The sequence below is a fragment of the Wohlfahrtiimonas chitiniclastica genome (genome assembly GCF_002252325.1).
Classification (GTDB): Bacteria; Pseudomonadota; Gammaproteobacteria; order Cardiobacteriales; family Wohlfahrtiimonadaceae; genus Wohlfahrtiimonas; species Wohlfahrtiimonas chitiniclastica.
Map to the genome: position 1 here is coordinate 116030 of NZ_NEFL01000001.1, position 17930 is coordinate 133959.

The window sequence follows — 17930 nt, forward strand, 5'->3', positions numbered from 1 at the left end:
ATAGCGATTATTTTCCTGCTTGAAGTTGTTCGTATTTTGCCATCAACTCATCTTTCGTTTCGGCATGTGCGGGATCTTTCTCAATACATTCAACCGGGCAAACTTCCATACATTGTGGTGTGTCAAAGTGACCCACACATTCTGTGCAAAGGTTTGGATTGATGATGTAAATCTCTTCACCCATTGAAATGGCTTCATTTGGGCATTCAGGTTCACACACATCGCAGTTGATGCATTCATCATTAATTTCTAGTGCCATAATAAACTCTCCTTATCGCCAATGTTACGCATTAGATGTAGGTTTTACCATTCATATAGGGAACCAATACTTCAGGGATGCGTATTCTACCATCTTCTTCTTGATAGTTTTCCATTACTGCAACCAATGTGCGGCCAACGGCTAAACCGGAACCATTTAAGGTGTGCAGCAATTCAGGTTTATTGGTGTCGCTGTTACGGAAACGAGCTTGCATGCGGCGTGCTTGGAAATCAAGGCAGTTAGAGCAAGAAGAGATTTCACGGTATTTTTCTTGACCAGGTAACCACACTTCGATGTCGTAAGTTTTCGTGGCGCCAAAGCCCATGTCACCTGTGCATAAGACGATGGTGCGATAAGGCAAGCCCAATTTTTCTAATACAGTTTCTGCGTGGCGCGTCATCAATTCTAATTGTTCAAAGGATTTGTCAGGATGCGCTAAATGCACCATTTCCACTTTTTCAAACTGATGCATACGGATCAAGCCGCGCGTGTCACGGCCATAGCTGCCAGCTTCTGATCTAAAGCAGCCGCTGTGTGCCACAAATTGTAAGGGTAGATCACTTTCTGGCACGATTTCGCCGCGCACTAAGTTTGTCACAGGCACTTCAGCTGTAGGAATGAGATAATACTCATCATCACCGGTGAGTTTAAATAAGTCTTCACCGAATTTTGGCAATTGACCGGTGCCGCGTAAGCTGTCGCCATTGACGATCATCGGGACATTAAGCTCTGTATAGCCATGTTCTTCAGTGTGTAAATCAAGCATAAATTGCGCTAAAGCACGGTGTAAACGTGCCACACCTGCGCGAAGGACTGCAAAGCGAGAGCCAGTGATTTTAACGCCAGCTTCTGAGTCAATGCCGCCATTGTTGCTGCCAAGTTCTACGTGATCTTTCGGTTGAAAGCTAAATTCACGTGGCGTGCCCCATTTGCGCACTTCAACGTTGTCATTTTCATCTTTACCGACGGGCACAGAGGCATCCGGTAAGTTTGGCACCGCCATTAAAATTTGATTGATGTCATCTAAAACGACATTTAATTCTTTTTGTAAGGCTTCTAATTTCGCGGAATTGTTCGACACTTCCTTTAAAATTTCATCAATATTTTCGCCTTTTGCCTTCGCTTGACCGATGCGTTTTGCATTGACGTTGCGGGCATTTTGTAACTCTTGAACTTCTACTTGCAGTTTCTTACGTTGTTCATCTAATTCGATAAATTGTGCTTTATCTAACGTAAAACCACGCGTGCTCAGACGCTCTGCCACTTCATCAATATTGTGACGCAGCATTTGAATGTCTATCATTGACGATCCCTTAAAAATATTGATTAAAATACCGTTCATTATAGCTAAAAAAAAGTGTAATCACAAAACCGAAAATCAGGGGGATTATCGAAAGGTTGGCAAATCGGGTAGACTCTTTTGGCATTTGTGACACACAACGAAGTAGGGAGCGTAATATGCGAAAAAGTTTCAATCCATTATGGGCAGCGGTGACTGTCTCTTTATCCATTTTTGCGGGCAGTGCAATGGCGGACGTTAAACGCGATGGCATCATTAAACCTGTAGAGCCGGCAGTTGTCGAAAATCCTGCGAAAGTGGCATTAGGGACGCAGCTTTGGTTTGATCCACGTTTATCAAAATCAGGTTTCATCTCTTGTAACTCATGCCACAACTTATCAATGGGCGGCAGTGACAACTTAAAAACATCGATTGGGCACAATTGGCAAGAAGGTCCCATCAACTCACCCACTGTTTTAAACTCACGTTTTAACATTGCGCAGTTTTGGGATGGTCGTGCGAAAGATTTAAAAGAACAAGCCGGCGGCCCGATTGCCAATCCTAAAGAGATGGCATTTACGCATGACTTAGCTGTGGAAGTGATCAATGCCATTCCGGGTTATGTGACAGAGTTTAAAGCTGTCTATGGCGATGATCAAAGCATTGACATTGATCACATTACAGATGCGATTGCTGCCTTTGAAGAAACTTTAGTGACGCCGAATGCGCGCTTTGACTTATGGCTCAAAGGGGATGACAATGCATTGACTGAGCAAGAGTTAGCCGGTTATCAACTCTTTAAAACATCAGGTTGTGTGGCGTGTCACAATGGCGTGAATGTTGGCGGATCCTCTTTCCAAAAAATGGGTTTATTAGAAGAATATGTGACAGACAATCCTGCCCAAGGTCGCATTGAAGTCACGGGCAAAGATGCCGATCGTTTCTTATTTAAAGTGCCAACGTTACGGAACGTCGAATTGACCTATCCGTACTTCCACGATGGGGAAGCGGCAACCTTAGAAGAAGCGGTTGAGATCATGGGACGTTTGCAATTAAGACGCAACTATACGCCTGAAGAGGTGAGCAATATTGTGGCGTTCTTAAAAACATTAACCGGTGAGCAACCACAAATCATGATGCCCATTTTGCCACCTTCTGTGAATGACACCCCAAAACCACAACCATTTGAAAAATAAGTATAATATTTTAATGGATGAGAAAAGCGCACTGTGGTGCGCTTTTTTGTTACCATTGTTAAAATTATCCCACAGGAGGCATTCATTATGAACGCAAAATATCCCATTGATTATTTTCACACCACCTATGGCTTAACGATGCCGCACACAGACATTGTCAAAGCCGCTGAACTCATTACGCCTTGTGCGGCGTTTGATCTTGGCTGCGGGCAAGGGCGCAACAGCCTGTTTTTAAGTTCTTTAGGCTTTGAGATGACATCGCGTGATGTGAATCCACGCAGCATTGATTTTTTAAAGGATGTGATGGCAAAAGAGCACATCACCAACATCGATGCCGCTGAGTATGACATCAATACCGCCAATATTACTGGCATGTATGATTTTATTTTTTCAACGGTTGTCTTCATGTTTCTGCAAGCCGATCGCGTGCCTGCCATCATTGAAAACATGCAAACGCACACGCGTGCGGGCGGTTACAATTTAATTGTCTCTGCGATGGATACAGAAAAATATCCGTGTGATCAAGGCTTCTCCTTCACCTTTAAAGAGGGTGAATTACAAGACTATTATAAAGATTGGGAAATTTTGCAATACAATGAGGAAGTTGGTGAACTTCACCGTTTAGATAAAGATGGCAATCGCGTTAAATTACAATTTGCCACGATGCTTGCTCAGCGCACTGCATAAATGATTTTATAAAAAAGCCGCATTGCTGCGGCTTTTTTGATGGATGTTGATTAATTCACTTGCAGTAAATTCGGCAATGTCATCGAGATTGCAGGAATGTACGTAATGAGTAACAAGAAGAAGAGTAAAATCAACAGCCAAGGCATCGCGGCGCGAATGGTGCGTGTGATGGGCATGCCGGTTACGGCGGAGGTCACAAAGAGATTTAAACCCACCGGTGGCGTGATCAAACCAATTTCCATATTCACCACCATGATGATGCCTAGATGAATCGGGTCAATGCCAAGCTCTGTGGCAATCGGGAAAAAGATGGGCGCTAAAATCAAAATAACCGCAGAAGGTTCCATGAAGCTGCCGGCAATCAATAACACAATGTTGACGATCACTAAAAACATCCAGGGTGATAAACCTTGTGCCGTCACCCATTCTGCGATGATTTGTGGAATTTGCTCGGTGGTGAGCACATGGGCAAAGAGCATGGCGTTCGCGATGATGAACATCAACATGACTGTCATTTTGCCAGATTCAAGCATCACTTTAGGAAAGTCACGAATGCCCATATCTTTATAGATAAAGAGCGCGACACACGCAGAATAAACAGCCGCAACCGCAGCAGCTTCTGTGGGTGTGTACATGCCCGAATAGATGCCGCCCAAAATAATCACCATGAGGAGCAAACCCCACATTGCGCGTCTAAAGGAGACAATCCACTCTTTAAAACTGACGCGCGGTTGGGCAGGGAGCTTTTTAATGCGTGCCACAATGTAGATCGCCACCATGAGTGCCACGCCTAACAATGCACCAGGTACAATCCCTGCGATGAACATTTTACCCACAGATTGCTCCGTTGCCGCGGCATACACAACCATCACGATGGAAGGCGGAATGAGGATGCCAAGTGTTCCGGCATTACAGATGATGCCGGCGCCAAATTCTTTCGGGTAACCAGAGCGCACCATGCCAGCAATGGCGATTGAACCTACAGCGGCAACCGTTGCAGGGCTTGAGCCTGAGAGCGCCGCAAAGAGCATACACGCCAAGACTGAACCAATGGCTAAGCCGCCGCGAATGTGCCCAACGCAGGTGTTGGCAAAGTCAATCAAGCGACGTGCCACGCCGCCTGTGGTCATAAATGCCCCGGCAATTAAAAAGAAGGGAATGGCTAAAAGCGTGGTGTGTTCTGAGGTTTCAAACATTTTGATCACCAAGCTTCTTGGCGAATCAGGGCTAAAGAACATGATGGTCAATGCGCTTGATAAACCTAAAGAGATGGCAACTGGCACACCAATCAACATTAAAACAAAGAGCAGTACAAATAAGAATAAAATGGTCATGTTAAGCTCCTTGCTTTTGATTTTTCTTAAATTCATCAATGGCATCGGCCGCTTCATCTGCAAGCCCTAATGTGTTTTGCTTGTGGGTCACAATTAAATAACCGATCTCTAAATAACGCCACATCAAAAGGAAAAAGCCTAAAGGCACAATCATGGAGATCTGCCAGCGCTTAATGCCAAAGCGATCTAAGCCTTCTGCCAAGGTGCCAAGATTATAAAAGTTCAACACCCATTCCATGCTCGCATAAAGCATGATGCCACCATAGAGTAAACAGGCAGAGAGCCCAATATAGGCTAAAAAGCGTTGCACTTTATTGTGAAAAACTTTGACGAGTGCATCAACGCCAATGTGCCCGCCAATGCGCACACCATAAGACATACAAAAGAAAATGAGCCAGGCAAAGCAAGCCTTTGTGAATTCATTTGACCAACTGAATGTGCTTGCAGCTTCCATCATAAAATCGCCGGCATCTAAGAAAAAATCTTCAAGTTTTGAAGCTTCATCGCCTGCGAGCCAATCTGCCACTTTATAAAAAGGCATGTAGAGATTGTTCAGCATGGTGTAGATAAATGTGACCAAAGTCATGGCAGTGAGGATGAAAACCATCATAAACACCTCTATTTTTTGCCACGCTTTGTCCATGAATCGATAAATATTGATCAACATAGTGTCCTCGTTCGATCGCTGATGGGTTTAAACAAGACGAGCCCCTTCGCAAAGGGGCTCATGTATAAACCGCTTGAAATCTTATGGGTTGTTTGATTGTTCAGCCGCTTGAATCAAATCAGCGCCCACTTGACCTTCAAATTTTTTCCACACAGGGCGCACAGCATCACGCCATTGCGCGCGCTCTTCTGGCGTCAATGTGATGATTTCAGTTGTGCCAGCATCAAGGATGCTCTGTTTAGCGCCATCATTTAAAGCATTTGCTTGTGCATTGACTTCAACCGTCACTTCGTTGAGGATATTTTTAAGCTCAGCGCGCACATCTTCCGGTAAACCATCCCAGAATTTTGTATTGGTGATCACCATGTAATCTAATGTGCCGTGGTTAGACTCTGTGATGTTTTTTTGCACTTCGTGGATTTTTTGTGAATAGATGTTTGAATAGGGGTTTTCTGCACCATTCACAACGCCCGTTTGCAAGCCTTGATACATCTCAGCAAATGCCATTTTACGAGGATTCGCGCGTAGGGCTTTAAATTGCTCTTCTAACACCGCAGAAGCCTGCACACGGAACTTAAGGCCACGCGCATCTTTTGGCGTGCGAAGGGGTTTATTGGCAGACAATTGTTTTAAACCATTGTGCCAATAAGCCAAACCTGTGATGCCTTTATCCGTCATGCTCGTCAATAAGCTTTGACCGGCTTCACTGTTTTGGAAGCGATCAAGGGCAGCCATGTCATCAAATAAGAAGGGTAAATCAAAGAGTTGAATTTTCTTTTGATAGTGCTCGAATTTTGCTAAAGAGGGTGCAAGAATGTGCACATCGCCAAGTAATAAAGCATCCATCTCTTGGCCATCGCCATATAAAGAGGAGTTCGGGTACACTTCCACTTTCACTTTGCCGGGTAAACGCTCTTCTGCCAATTGTTTAAAGAGCTGCGCACCTTGTCCTTTCGGTGTGGAATCAGCCACAACGTGGGAAAACTTGATCACAATTAGCTCATCGCTTTGGGCAGCGGCAAAACTCATTAAGCTGCCATACGCAAATACAGCAGGGGCAATCACTCGGCTCATTAACGAGCGCATTAATTGATTCATATCTATACTCCATCGTCCTAAAATATCATCGTCAATTTGGTGTGTTTAACTACATATGGCTAACTTTTCATTCATTAATTTTTTTTATGAGCCACATCAATGGACAATATCATAGGTTTATAAAAATGAGAATAGGTGTATGAAAAAATTTAGTAGTGAATTTGTAAGCATAAAAGGCTATGTGCAAAATTTCATGGATAAAATTTGCTAAAATCTAACATTTGGCCACATCCTGTGGAAATTAAATTTAATTTTGCATCAATTACAGTTATAATCCCCCCTTCATTTTTCAACAGAAGTAAGGGGTTAATTATGACAGAACTGAATAAGAACTTGATTTATAAGAATGTCCAGATGGTGAGTTACAAATGTATGGATAAGGAAGGGGAAGAGTTCAGTTTAGTAAAAGAGGGTGATGATCAATTCGTCATCGCGCACATTACCACGATTGAAAATGAACGTTATGGCTCCCACATGGAGATGACTCGCGCAGACTTAGAAGAGTTTGTGAAAAACATTCAAGAGCAATTGCTCGGCGATCATTGGGTCAAAGAAGAGTAATGCTCTGATGAAAAAGCCAGCATTTGCTGGCTTTTTTGTGCCTGCCATTTTGCCATTGCTTCTCGGCATTAAATCAGCAATACTAGGGACATACCAACCATAAATGAATTGACAATGAAAATCCTCCACACCGCCGATTGGCATTTAGGGCGCGCCTTGTATGGGCATAAGCGTCATCAAGAATTTTCCGAATTTTTAACATGGATGATCAAAACGCTCACAGAAGAAAAGATCGATGTATTATTAATTGCTGGGGATGTGTTTGACACCAATTTGCCAAGTAACCGTGCCCAGGCAATGTATTATGAGTTTTTGCATCAAGTGTCCCGAACGGATTGTCAGCATGTGGTGATCACGGCAGGCAATCATGATTCGCCTACATTTTTAAATGCACCGCAAGCTCTGCTTAAAGCCCTAAATGTGCATGTCATTGGGCAGGTGAGTGCTGATTTATCCGATGAAGTGATCACATTGATGCGCAATGGCGTGCCTGAACTCATCGTGTGTGCAGTACCCTATTTGCGGGACAAAGACATGCGCATCATGACGGCAGGGGAAAGTCTTGAGGATAAAAATCGCGCGTTGATCAGGGGCATTGAGCACCACTATCAAGCGGTGACGGATTTAGCGATTGCTGAGCAAAGTAGATGCGTTGCTGCCGGTCATCAAGAGATTCCAATTGTGGCAATGGGACACCTATTTGCCGCAGGGGGTGAAACTCTAGAAGGCGATGGTGTACGGGATCTGTATGTGGGCAATCTTGCTTATGTGAATGTTGCAGCATTTCCCACTGAGTTAGATTATGTGGCATTAGGGCATTTACATGTGCCGCAAATTGTGGGGGGATGTGAACACATTCGTTACTCAGGCTCGCCGATTGCCATGGGCTTTGGGGAGGCGAAACAGAATAAATCAGTGGTGATCATTGAGTTTGTGGGACGAAATGCAACGATTTCCCTTTTGCCCATTCCGCGCTTTCAGGCATTAGAACGCATCAGTGGTGATTTAGACACCATAGAAGCGCGACTCGATGCGTTAAGGGAGATGCAACAACCCGTGTGGCTTGAAATTGAATACACCGGCAATGCCATCGTTGGGGATTTACGCGGTCGCTTAGAAACGCGTGTGGCAGGTTCATCATTGATGATTTTACGCATTAAAAATCAGCAAGTGCTCAATCATGTGATGCAAGTGGCACAAGATGCCGTCGCGCTTGAAGAGTTGAGTGTTGAGGATGTGTTTGAGGCATGTTTAAAGGCGGCAGATGTTTTGCCAGAATCGAGTGCCTTATTGCGTGCTTTGCATCAAGAAGTGGTGCAATCCCTCAATGAAGATGATCAAAACGCGGAGTGATGCATGAAAATTTTAGAATTGCGCTTTAAAAATTTAAATTCCCTACAAGGCGAATGGCACATTGATTTCACGGACGATGCTTATCAAACTCATGGTATTTTTGCTTTAACAGGCCCAACGGGCGCCGGTAAATCCACCATTTTAGATGCCATTTGTTTAGCGCTCTATGGGCAAACGCCGCGTCTTGGCAGCATCACTAAAACCGACAATGAAATCATGAGTCGTCACACCTTTGAATGCTATGCAGAGGTGCGCTTTTTATCCCAAGCAGGAGAATTTTTATGCCGTTTTGATCAGCGCCGCGCCCGTAAATCCATCACGGGCGCATTGCAAGATCCGCGTCATGAAATCAGTGATGAGACAGGCAATATTTTAGAGAGTAAGCGCAGTAAAGTGCCTGCCGTCGTTGAAGAGAAAACAGGCATGGATTTTAAGCGTTTTACGCGCTCTATTTTGTTGGCACAAGGGCAATTTGATGGTTTTTTAAAGGCCAATAGCGATGAGAAGTCCAAAATTTTAGAGCAATTGACGGGCACAGAGATCTATGCAGAGATTTCTAAATCAGTGTTCAACCGCATGCGGAAAGAGGAACATGCTTTTGACGATTTAACGGCGTCTGTGGAAGCTGTGCAGCTGCTCACGCTTGAAGAGGAAATGATGCTTCAAGCCTCGATGGATGATTGTGCACACAAGCTCACCGAATTAAAAGCAGAGATTGCTCAAACACAAGCAGCGATGGCATGGCAAAAAGATCGTCAGGCGCTCATGCAGCACATTAGTGAATTGCAGCATGAGGCATTGCATGTCTCTGAGCAGTGGTCGGCATTTGAGCCTCAACAAACGCGCCTCAATCAAGCACTGCAAGCGGCAACATTAGAAGGGCGACTTGAGCATCTTGATCAGTTGAGAAAAGATCATGCGCGCGATGAAGAGCAGCTCAAGCAGCAGGCAGAAGCCTTACCGCTTCAAAAAGAGCGTTGTCAGCAGCATCAGCAGAAGGTCGATGCGGCGACTCATGCACTTGAATCTTTATTAGCTGAACGCGCTGACAAAGAGCACTTATGGGAACACGTATCTGCCCTTGATCAAGCGATGGATGCCATACGTGAGCGCATTGAGGAGGGCATAATAAAACAAAGTCACGATGCCGCGAATTTAGAGGACTTAACAACGCAGATTGAAGCAATTGAGGCGCGCATTGCTCAGATTCATCAGCAATGCGAAATGCAGCGGGCATATTTACAAGCGCACCCGAAAGATGGCGCGCTCATTGAGGTATTGCCGCGCATTTGTGCCATAGATGATCGCTTAAAGCAGCACGATGCAAAAATCCTAGCGCTGAAAAATAATTATGTTGAACAAATGATGGCGCTTGAGCATTTGCAAACGCAAATGACTGCCCAGATCACAGTCAAGATGGAAAGCCTGGCCGAAAATTCCGCGGCAGAATCAGAAGTGACAACCAAGAAAGTGGCGCTTGAAACGTTGAACAATGGGCAAACCCTGAAAGATTATCAGCGAGAAAAAGATCATTGGCTGCGTGAGCAGTCCTTTCATGCAACCCTACACAATTATGAGGCGGCACGGGCGCGCTTGAAGACGGATGAGCCCTGTCCGCTGTGTGGATCAACAGCGCATCCCTATGTAACAGCGCCACTGCCAACGAGCGAAGCAGAGGCAGAGGTTGCTCGCATCACTCGCATTATGGATGCCATTGAAATGGCACTTGTGGCGTTAGAGCAAGCAGAAAAACGCGCTCAGGACAGTATGACGGCGCTTAAACAGGCACAAGCTGAGTGTGAGATGATGGCACTTAAAGTCTCACATGCGCAAAGCGCTGTTAATGAGAGTGCTGCACAGATTGAAGCCTTAGAGCAGTCAGTGAAGGCTGATTTAAACACATGGCATGCAGAGGTGATGCATTTTGATTTGACCGACCTTGACCGCGCAGCTGCGCTTACGCAGCTGACGGAGCGAAAAGCAGCATGGGCAGCGGCGGAGGCCACAATCAAGGCGGAAAACGAACAATTGCAACCCTTACAGGCAGAGCTTGCCGCTTTGACGGGGCAAAAAATGGCGTGTGCTGCGCAATTGACAGCATTTGAGCAAGAGCTTAAAGCGTGGCAAGGGCAGTATGATGAGAAACTCAAAGCACGTCAGACACTTTTAGGTGATGCGGCTGTCACAGCGGTGAAAGCTGAATGGCAGGCAGATTTAACAGCGCGTCAAACCACCCTTGAAACGGTCAAAACAGCCCATCAACAAGCGGCAGAAGCTGTGATGCGCTTAGAAGAGCGCATGATTGGCTTAACAGCAAGCCTTCAGGCGCGCGCTGCAACGCTAGCGATCGTGAATGCTGAATGGACAACAGCATGCCATGAGGCAGGTTTTGCTTCAGAAACAGCAGTCCTTGCAGCCATGTTGCCAAAAGCTGAGCGCATTGCATTGCAGACACAAAGGGATGCACTCGATGCACAAGTGAAGGAAAATCGCATGCGTTTAGCGGATGCAGAGGCAAGATTGATTGAGATTAACGCACTGAGCCTCACCACAGACTCGATGGAGGCCTTGACCCTGAAGTTTGATGAGCAGCAGAGCCATCTTGATGAGGTCAATCAAAAGCTTGGCAGTTTACAGGCAACATGGCAACAAAACAGTGCAGCAAAATCAACCATGGCACAAACGCATGCCGCAATAGAACAGCAGCGCCTGACGCGTGATCAGTGGCGCGCACTCAACCATTTGATTGGCTCAGCTGATGGAAAAAAATATCGCACCTTTGCCCAAGGGCTCACGTTTGAATTGATGGTGCGCCAAGCGAATCAAGAGCTCATGAAAATGTCGGATCGCTATTTATTGGTGCGCGATGAAAAAGAGGCGCTTCAACTCAATGTGATTGACAATTATCAGGCGGGTGAAGTGCGTTCCACGAAAAATTTATCTGGCGGAGAGAGTTTCATTGTCAGTTTAGCGCTGGCGCTCGGTTTATCAAAGATGGCAAGCCGAAAAGTGCGGGTGGATTCACTCTTTTTAGATGAAGGCTTTGGTACGCTCGATGAAGATGCATTAGATACGGCATTGTCATTGTTAGCGGGATTGCATGGGGAAGGCAAACTCATTGGCATCATCTCCCATGTGTCGGCATTAAAAGAGCGAATCACGACACAGATCCAAATTCAGCCAAAAAATGGTGGAAAAAGTATCATTATTGGCCCGGGATGTACTAAACTTGATTCCTCGTTAATGAGTTAATTGAAAAGGACAACCTATGTTTAAAGAGTTTAAAAAGTTTTTATTGCGTGGCAACATCTTAGATTTGTCTGTGGGTGTTGTGATCGGTACGGCATTTACTGCGATTGTGAACAAAATTGTTGAAGGTTTATTGACGCCCATCATCAGCTTAATTTTTGTGTTAACCACGGGCAAAACCTCAGCAGATGATGCACTTGGCAACTTAGTGTTCCAAGTACAAGGTGTGACATTTAACGTCGGCGCTGTATTGAGTGCACTCATCACATTCTTCATCACGGCGATCGTGTTGTTCATCATCATGAAAACTGCCAATAAAATCATGGCAGCGGCAGCTCATGAAGAGCAAAAACAAGCAGAAGAAGCGCCTAAAGCACCGCCTGCACCAACATCTGAAGATTATTTAAAAGAGATTCGCGATTTATTAGCCAAGCAATCTGAACAAAAATAAGTGATCAGCGAAGCGGCTGCGCTCGGGATATTGGCCACCTCAGCGTTCACCTCGGCAACCATTTTGCCAGGGAGCTCTGAAGTGGCTTTATTGGCATTTTTAGCCAAATTCCCAGAAGCCGCAGGGCTTGCGCTCATCATTGCAAGCATTGCAAATGCTTTAGGCAGCATCACTTCGCTCATTTTAGGGCGTTTGATATCGCCTAAACAATTGCCCTCTGTAAAAGTGCAAAATTATTTAACCCGTTATGGCAGCCCTGTGTTGTTATTGTCATGGGTGCCATTGATTGGCGATGCGTTGCCTTTAGCCGCAGGCTGGCTTCGGTTGCCGATGTTTGCGTGTTCGGTCTATTTATTGATCGGAAAAATGGCACGTTATGGGATGATAATTTTGCTTTTTTTCTGGAAATAATGTTTAATATATTAAACAGAATGCAAATTCAGTTGCACAAATGTTTGAACACTCAACAAAGCATGAGGATGAGAAAAACAGGAGGTTTATCAGAAGAGTTGATGATGCTTATTCAATATAATGCCCATAATATCAATTATTTTGATAAATTTTTTTAAAATGCGATAATACCGCAACCAAGTGAAGTGGCAATGACAATATGAAAGAATTTGAGTTGAAGCAACAAGGCAAAATAGCACGTTTAACCAATCAAACATTTAAGTTTGATGAACGAGTGAAAGATGGCTGGTTCTCTGCCGTCTATTTTCTAAAAACCGCAGAACTGGCCCAAAAATATTGTCAAAATCGCATTGTGACGATGCAATTTTTTCAGCGCAAAGAACAGGTTGTGGTGTGTGGGATCGATGAATCCATTGCTTTGATTCATACTTTTGCAAAAAATCCTGAATCCTTAGAGATTCATGCCCTGCATGATGGGGATCTGATCGAACCCTTTGAGGCGGTGCTCACGATCACGGGGCATTATGAAAATTTCGGCTTTTTAGAAGGCTTGATTGACGGCATTTTAGCCAGAAGAAGCTCAGTGGCGACAAATGTTCATCATGTGGTGAAAGCTGCGGGCGATAAAATGGTGCTCTTTATGGGCGATCGCAATGATCATTTCAGTCAGCAAGCGGGCGATGGTTATGCAGCTTTCATTGGTGGCAGTTCTGCCCAAGCGACCCATGCCATGAATGAATGGTGGGGCAAAGAGGGCATTGGCACAATGCCGCATGCGCTCATTCAGCTCTTTAATGGCGACATTGTGGCAGCTTCAAAAGCGTATCAAGAGACATTTCCTGAAGATCAACTGGTGGTGCTTGTGGATTATCACAATGATGTGATCACCGACTCATTAAAAGTGGCGCGCACACTTGGCGATCAATTGGCGGCCGTGCGCATTGACACCTCTGGCAATATGGTGGATCAATACTTTATGCGCAATCCTGAATTGCTTGGTAAATTTGATCCGCGCGGTTGCAATAAAGAGTTGGTGTTTGCCCTGCGTGAAGCATTAGATGCAGAAGGTTATCAGCATGTGAACATCATTGTCAGCGGCGGTTTAACGCCTGAGAAGATCGCCAATTTTGAAAAACACAATGTGCCAATCAATGTTTATGGTGTGGGTTCAAGTTTATTAGAGATCAATATTGGCTTTACGGGCGATAATGTTTTGCTCGATGGTCAGCCCCAAGCGAAAGCCGGGCGTGAATATTGGCCAAACCCAAGATTAGAGAAGGTGGCATATGAAGGATAATTGGACGCGTTATGTGGATCATTTGATCCAATGGCTGCATGATGAGCGTGATGCGCGCGCGATGACCGGTTATGTCTTTGGTTTAAGTGGCGGCATTGATTCTGCGGTGGTGAGTTTTTTATTGGCTAAGGCTGATCTCAACAACTCATTGGCGGTGATGTTGCCATGTCACAGCCATCCAAATGATTTAAAAGATGCCCACATCGTGGCAGACGCCTCAAAAATGCCAAACATTACAGTGGATTTATCCAGTACCCATCACACGCTGTATGGCGCCATTGGCGCATCACGTTTGCAGGGTCAAACCAAGACAGAAACGTTGGTGATTGATGGCAATATGCGCGCACGTTTACGCATGACAACGCTGTATGCCATTGCTCAAGCGAATCAAGCCTTGGTGGTGGGGACTGACAATCAAGTGGAGTGGCAAATGGGTTACTTCACCAAATATGGTGATGGCGGCGTGGACATCGTCCCATTGATCCATTTGATGAAAGATGAAGTCTTTGATTTAGCGCGCCATTTAGGTGTCCCAAGTGAAATCATTCATAAAGCGCCTTCCGGTGGTTTATGGGAAGATCAAACCGATGAAGGGGAGATTGGCATCAGTTATGATGAGATGAACCGAGCCTTGCGCGGTGAGTTTGTCTCTGATCATGTTCAAAAAGTGGTCAAGCATTGGCAAAGCCGCTCTGTGCATAAGCGCGAGTTGCCCCATGCGCCTAAGCCCTTATCCGAGTTTCAATAAATTGTAGGTTGTATGATTCCATTAAGTTTGTACATACACTTTCCATGGTGTATTCAGAAGTGCCCGTATTGTGATTTTAACTCCCATCAGCTCAAAACTGAAGGCTATGACGATGATTATGTCAATGCTTTGCTTGAAGATGTCGTCACCATTGTGCCATACATTTGGGGGCGCAAAATTCGCTCCATTTTCATTGGTGGCGGCACGCCAAGCTTAATGAAGCCTGAGGATATGGCGCGTTTGATGAGTGGATTGAGAAGCTATCTTTCCATTGATCCGAATGCAGAAATCACCATTGAGGCGAATCCGGGTACTGTGGATGCTGCGTATTTTCAGGCGTATCATGATCTTGGGATTAATAGAATTTCCATTGGTATTCAAAGTCTGAATGACAAGCATTTGAAAAAACTTGGGCGCATTCATCAAGCTGATGAAGCCAAGCGTGCGGTGAGTGTTGCCCGCGCTGCCGGTTTTACGAACATCAATTGTGATTTAATGTTTGCCTTGCCTGATCAAACTCTTGAAGAGGCATTGTCCGACTTAGACGGCGTGATGGCATTAGCGCCAGATCACATCTCCCATTATCAATTGACGTTAGAGCCGAACACCTTTTTCCATAAATATCCGCCCCCTTTGCCTGAAAGTGAATTGGTTGAGCGCATGCAGCTTGAGAGTTATGCACGCTTAGCGCAGCACGGTTATGAGCATTATGAGGTGTCTGCCTTTGGGAAAGCAGGACATCAATCGGTGCACAATCGCAATTATTGGGAATTTGGGGATTACATTGGCATTGGCGCAGGTGCGCATGGCAAGATCACCATGCAAGGTGAGCAGAAGATTTTGCGCACATTGCTTGAAAAGCATCCCGCACAATATTTGAAAAAATCAGCCGCTGAGCGTTTGACGATCACAGAGGTGGACAAAGAGGATTTGCCCTTTGAGTTCATGCTCAATGTGTTGCGCTTAAAAACGGGCGTGCCGATGGAATATTTTACAGCGCGCACCTATTTAGATTTCAGTGGCATTGATGCAAAAATTGCAGCGTTACAATCAGAAGGCTTATTGCAACAAGGACAAAGGCTTGCCACCACAGAGAAAGGCTTTTTATTTTTAAATCGTGTGCTTTCAGAATTCATTGATTAATTTTTTAAAAAAGAGTGTTGACGCCACGAATGGAATGTGCTTTTATAAATACTGTAAAACCTATCTGGAACAGAAAATGAACCTATTATTTGTAATTGAAATGATGATGCTTTAGAGAGTTGCTTGCAAAAGTGACTCTCGAATCCGTATGAGTCACTCTCTAAAGCATCATCGTTTTAACATGCAAAACATAGCCGGAGTGACAATGATCACTCCGGCTTTTTTATTTTAAAAACCATCACAACGAGGAGAAACAACCATGACACAAAAATTACACTTAGAAACGTTAGCGGTCCACCAAGGTTTTAGAGGCGATGAAACCAATTCCATCGTGCGCCCAATCCATACATCCACCGCATTTGCTTTTAATGATGCAGACCATGGCGCGGATTTATTTAACTTATCTGCCGTTGGCAACATCTATTCACGTTTAACAAACCCCACCAATGATGCCCTTGGCAATGTGGTGGCAGAGCTAGAAGGCGGCGTCGGTGGTTTGTCTGTAGCATCAGGTGCAGCAGCATTGTTGACCACAGTGTTGAGCATTTGTGAATCAGGCGATCACATTGTCTCTTCTAAATCCATCTATGGTGGCAGTTACTCTCTATTTTCTAACACATTGAAAAATTTTGGCATTGAAGTGACCTATGTGGATCAAAATGCCAGTCGCGAAGAGATTCAACAAGCCTTTCAAGAAAACACCAAAATTTTGTTTGCCGAAGTGATTGGCAATCCGAAAGTTGAAGTGTTGAATGTGGAAAAATTTGCAGCCCTTGCCAAAGCCAATGATGTGCCATTTGTGGTGGACAGCACCTTCACACCGCCTGCGATTTTCAGAGCCTTTGATCATGGCGTCAACATTGTGGTGCATTCTGCCACGAAATATTTAGGTGGTCATGGCAATGCGCTTGCGGGTGTGATTGTAGACTCAGGTACATTTGATTGGAACAATGGTAAATTCCCAAGCTTAACCACGCCACAAGACGCTTATCATGGCTTGGTGTATACAGAGGCTTTTGGCAACTTAGCCTTTTTAATCAAAGCCCGTGCCCATGTGTTGCGTGATATTGGTGCTTCTTTGAGCCCATTTAATGCATTTTTAGTTCTTCAAGGCATTCAAACCTTGCACTTACGTTTAGATTACGTTTCGAAAAGTGCATTGGCATTGGCTCAGTGGTTAGAAAATCATCCTCAAGTGGAGTGGGTGAGCTATCCTTTATTGGAAAGCAATCCTGATTATGACCGTGCTAAAGCATATTTCCCGAAAGGTGCAGGCGGCATTTTAGCCTTTGGCATTAAAGGTGGACGTGAGAAGAGTCGTGCCTTTATCAATGGTTTAGAGCTTGGCATTCATGCGGTGAATGTGGGTGATGTGCGCACAATCGTGACGCATCCTGCGAGCACCACGCATCGTCAAACACCCGCAGATGAGTTGGCAGCCCTTGGCATCTCTGAAGGTTTCATCCGCATTTCTGTGGGGCTTGAGAATGTCGAAGACATTAAAGCTGATCTTGATCAAGCCTTACAACGCGGCTAAGATAAAATCCCCCAGAAATTGGGGGATTTTTTTATGTGAAGTGGTACTATAATGGCATCATACTCATAAAAAACAGAAAGGAGAGTTGTGTGAAAACAATCGCATTTGTTGTTGGTAGTATTCGTCAAGGCTCATTGAATCAACAGTTAGCGGTGGCGGTCAGTCATCTTTTGCCCGCAGATTATGAGGCGGTGTTTGCCGATCTCAGTCAGTTGCCCATGTACAATCAAGACAATGAAGCCCCAACGCCTGAGGCAGTGTTAAACTTTAAAAAGGTGATTGCAGCATCGGATGCGGTGATTTTCGTGACCCCTGAGTACAATCGCTCCATTCCTGCATTATTAAAAAATGCCATTGATCACGGCTCTCGTCCTTATGGCAGCAGTGTTTGGCAAGGTAAACCTGCCGGTATTTTGGGCACAAGCCCAGGCGCTTTAGGCACTGCACTGGCTCAGCAGCACCTTCGTAATATTTTATCGTGCCTTAATATGCCTGTGATGAGTCAGCCAGATGTGTATTTGCAATATCATGACAATACCTTTGATACCGATGGGCACATCACCAATGACAGCACCAAAGCCTATTTAGAAGGTTGGGTTAATCAGTTTGTGGAGTGGGTTAAGCACAACGGTTAAGCATGTGAGATTGGCAGGATCAAGA

16 protein-coding genes and 1 pseudogene are annotated in these 17930 nt (G+C 44.9%); 12 read left to right on the forward strand and 5 right to left on the reverse strand.

Translation table 11 applies throughout. From position 1 onward, the window contains the following. Positions 1-7: 7 nt before the first annotated feature. Positions 8-259 (reverse strand): YfhL family 4Fe-4S dicluster ferredoxin, encoded by a 252-nt coding sequence (locus B9T10_RS00595; protein WP_008314217.1) that lies wholly within the window; start codon positions 257-259, stop codon positions 8-10. A gap of 31 nt (positions 260-290) precedes the next feature. Beyond that, positions 291-1562: a serine--tRNA ligase gene (serS, locus tag B9T10_RS00600; RefSeq protein WP_018122348.1), complete on the reverse strand. Its 1272-nt coding sequence runs from the start codon at positions 1560-1562 to the stop codon at positions 291-293. 155 nt (positions 1563-1717) lie between these two features. On the opposite strand from serS, the gene B9T10_RS00605 reads away from it, so the two are divergent. Both B9T10_RS00605 and tehB read left to right on the forward strand, forming a co-directional pair. After that, positions 1718-2734 carry a cytochrome-c peroxidase gene (locus B9T10_RS00605; protein ID WP_094537548.1) on the forward strand — a complete coding sequence of 339 codons (1017 nt, stop codon included), beginning with the start codon at positions 1718-1720 and terminating at the stop codon, positions 2732-2734. Positions 2735-2842: 108 nt separating this feature from the next. Then, a pseudogene (gene tehB / locus B9T10_RS00610) lies at positions 2843-3421 on the forward strand (tellurite resistance methyltransferase TehB); the annotation flags it as partial. A gap of 50 nt (positions 3422-3471) precedes the next feature. Here tehB and dctM read toward each other — a convergent pair. The 3 genes from dctM to B9T10_RS00625 form a co-directional block, all read right to left on the reverse strand. Then, positions 3472-4755 carry a C4-dicarboxylate TRAP transporter large permease protein DctM gene (gene dctM, locus B9T10_RS00615; protein ID WP_008314221.1) on the reverse strand — a complete coding sequence of 428 codons (1284 nt, stop codon included), beginning with the start codon at positions 4753-4755 and terminating at the stop codon, positions 3472-3474. 1 nt (position 4756) lies between these two features. Further along, entirely contained in the window at positions 4757-5365 is a 609-nt protein-coding gene (locus tag B9T10_RS00620; RefSeq protein WP_281463376.1) for a TRAP transporter small permease, read from the reverse strand. A 138-nt stretch (positions 5366-5503) separates the two neighbouring features. Then, entirely contained in the window at positions 5504-6451 is a 948-nt protein-coding gene (locus B9T10_RS00625) for a TRAP transporter substrate-binding protein (RefSeq protein ID WP_246782157.1), read from the reverse strand. Between the two features lie 381 nt (positions 6452-6832). Here B9T10_RS00625 and B9T10_RS00630 point away from each other — a divergent pair, with 381 nt between their 5' ends. The 10 genes from B9T10_RS00630 to B9T10_RS00675 all read left to right on the forward strand — a co-directional run bounded on the left by B9T10_RS00630 (position 6833) and on the right by B9T10_RS00675 (position 17905). Next, positions 6833-7081, forward strand: coding sequence for a hypothetical protein (locus tag B9T10_RS00630; protein ID WP_008314224.1), 249 nt, complete (start codon positions 6833-6835; stop codon positions 7079-7081). 114 nt (positions 7082-7195) lie between these two features. Beyond that, positions 7196-8434, forward strand: coding sequence for an exonuclease SbcCD subunit D C-terminal domain-containing protein (locus B9T10_RS00635; protein ID WP_094537551.1), 1239 nt, complete (start codon positions 7196-7198; stop codon positions 8432-8434). 3 nt (positions 8435-8437) lie between these two features. After that, on the forward strand, positions 8438-11686 hold the full coding sequence (locus B9T10_RS00640) for an AAA family ATPase (RefSeq protein ID WP_094537552.1): 3249 nt from the start codon (positions 8438-8440) through the stop codon (positions 11684-11686). A gap of 16 nt (positions 11687-11702) precedes the next feature. Continuing rightward, positions 11703-12134 (forward strand): large conductance mechanosensitive channel protein MscL, encoded by a 432-nt coding sequence (mscL, locus tag B9T10_RS00645; RefSeq protein ID WP_018122339.1) that lies wholly within the window; start codon positions 11703-11705, stop codon positions 12132-12134. Between the two features lie 3 nt (positions 12135-12137). Then, positions 12138-12545, forward strand: coding sequence for a YqaA family protein (locus tag B9T10_RS00650; RefSeq protein ID WP_425528735.1), 408 nt, complete (start codon positions 12138-12140; stop codon positions 12543-12545). Positions 12546-12744: 199 nt separating this feature from the next. Beyond that, on the forward strand, positions 12745-13842 hold the full coding sequence (locus B9T10_RS00655) for a nicotinate phosphoribosyltransferase (protein WP_008314235.1): 1098 nt from the start codon (positions 12745-12747) through the stop codon (positions 13840-13842). After that, positions 13832-14590 carry an NAD(+) synthase gene (gene nadE / locus B9T10_RS00660; protein WP_094537554.1) on the forward strand — a complete coding sequence of 253 codons (759 nt, stop codon included), beginning with the start codon at positions 13832-13834 and terminating at the stop codon, positions 14588-14590. The genes B9T10_RS00655 and nadE overlap by 11 nt, the downstream gene beginning before the upstream one ends. Positions 14591-14602: 12 nt before the next feature. After that, positions 14603-15733, forward strand: coding sequence for a radical SAM family heme chaperone HemW (hemW, locus tag B9T10_RS00665; protein WP_094537555.1), 1131 nt, complete (start codon positions 14603-14605; stop codon positions 15731-15733). 259 nt (positions 15734-15992) lie between these two features. After that, a complete protein-coding gene (locus B9T10_RS00670) occupies positions 15993-17270 on the forward strand; it encodes an O-acetylhomoserine aminocarboxypropyltransferase/cysteine synthase family protein (protein ID WP_008314241.1) in 1278 nt (425 codons plus the stop codon). 89 nt (positions 17271-17359) lie between these two features. Then, complete coding sequence (locus B9T10_RS00675; protein ID WP_094493316.1) at positions 17360-17905, forward strand: NADPH-dependent FMN reductase; 546 nt, start codon at positions 17360-17362, stop codon at positions 17903-17905. The last annotated feature ends 25 nt before the right edge of the window (positions 17906-17930 follow it).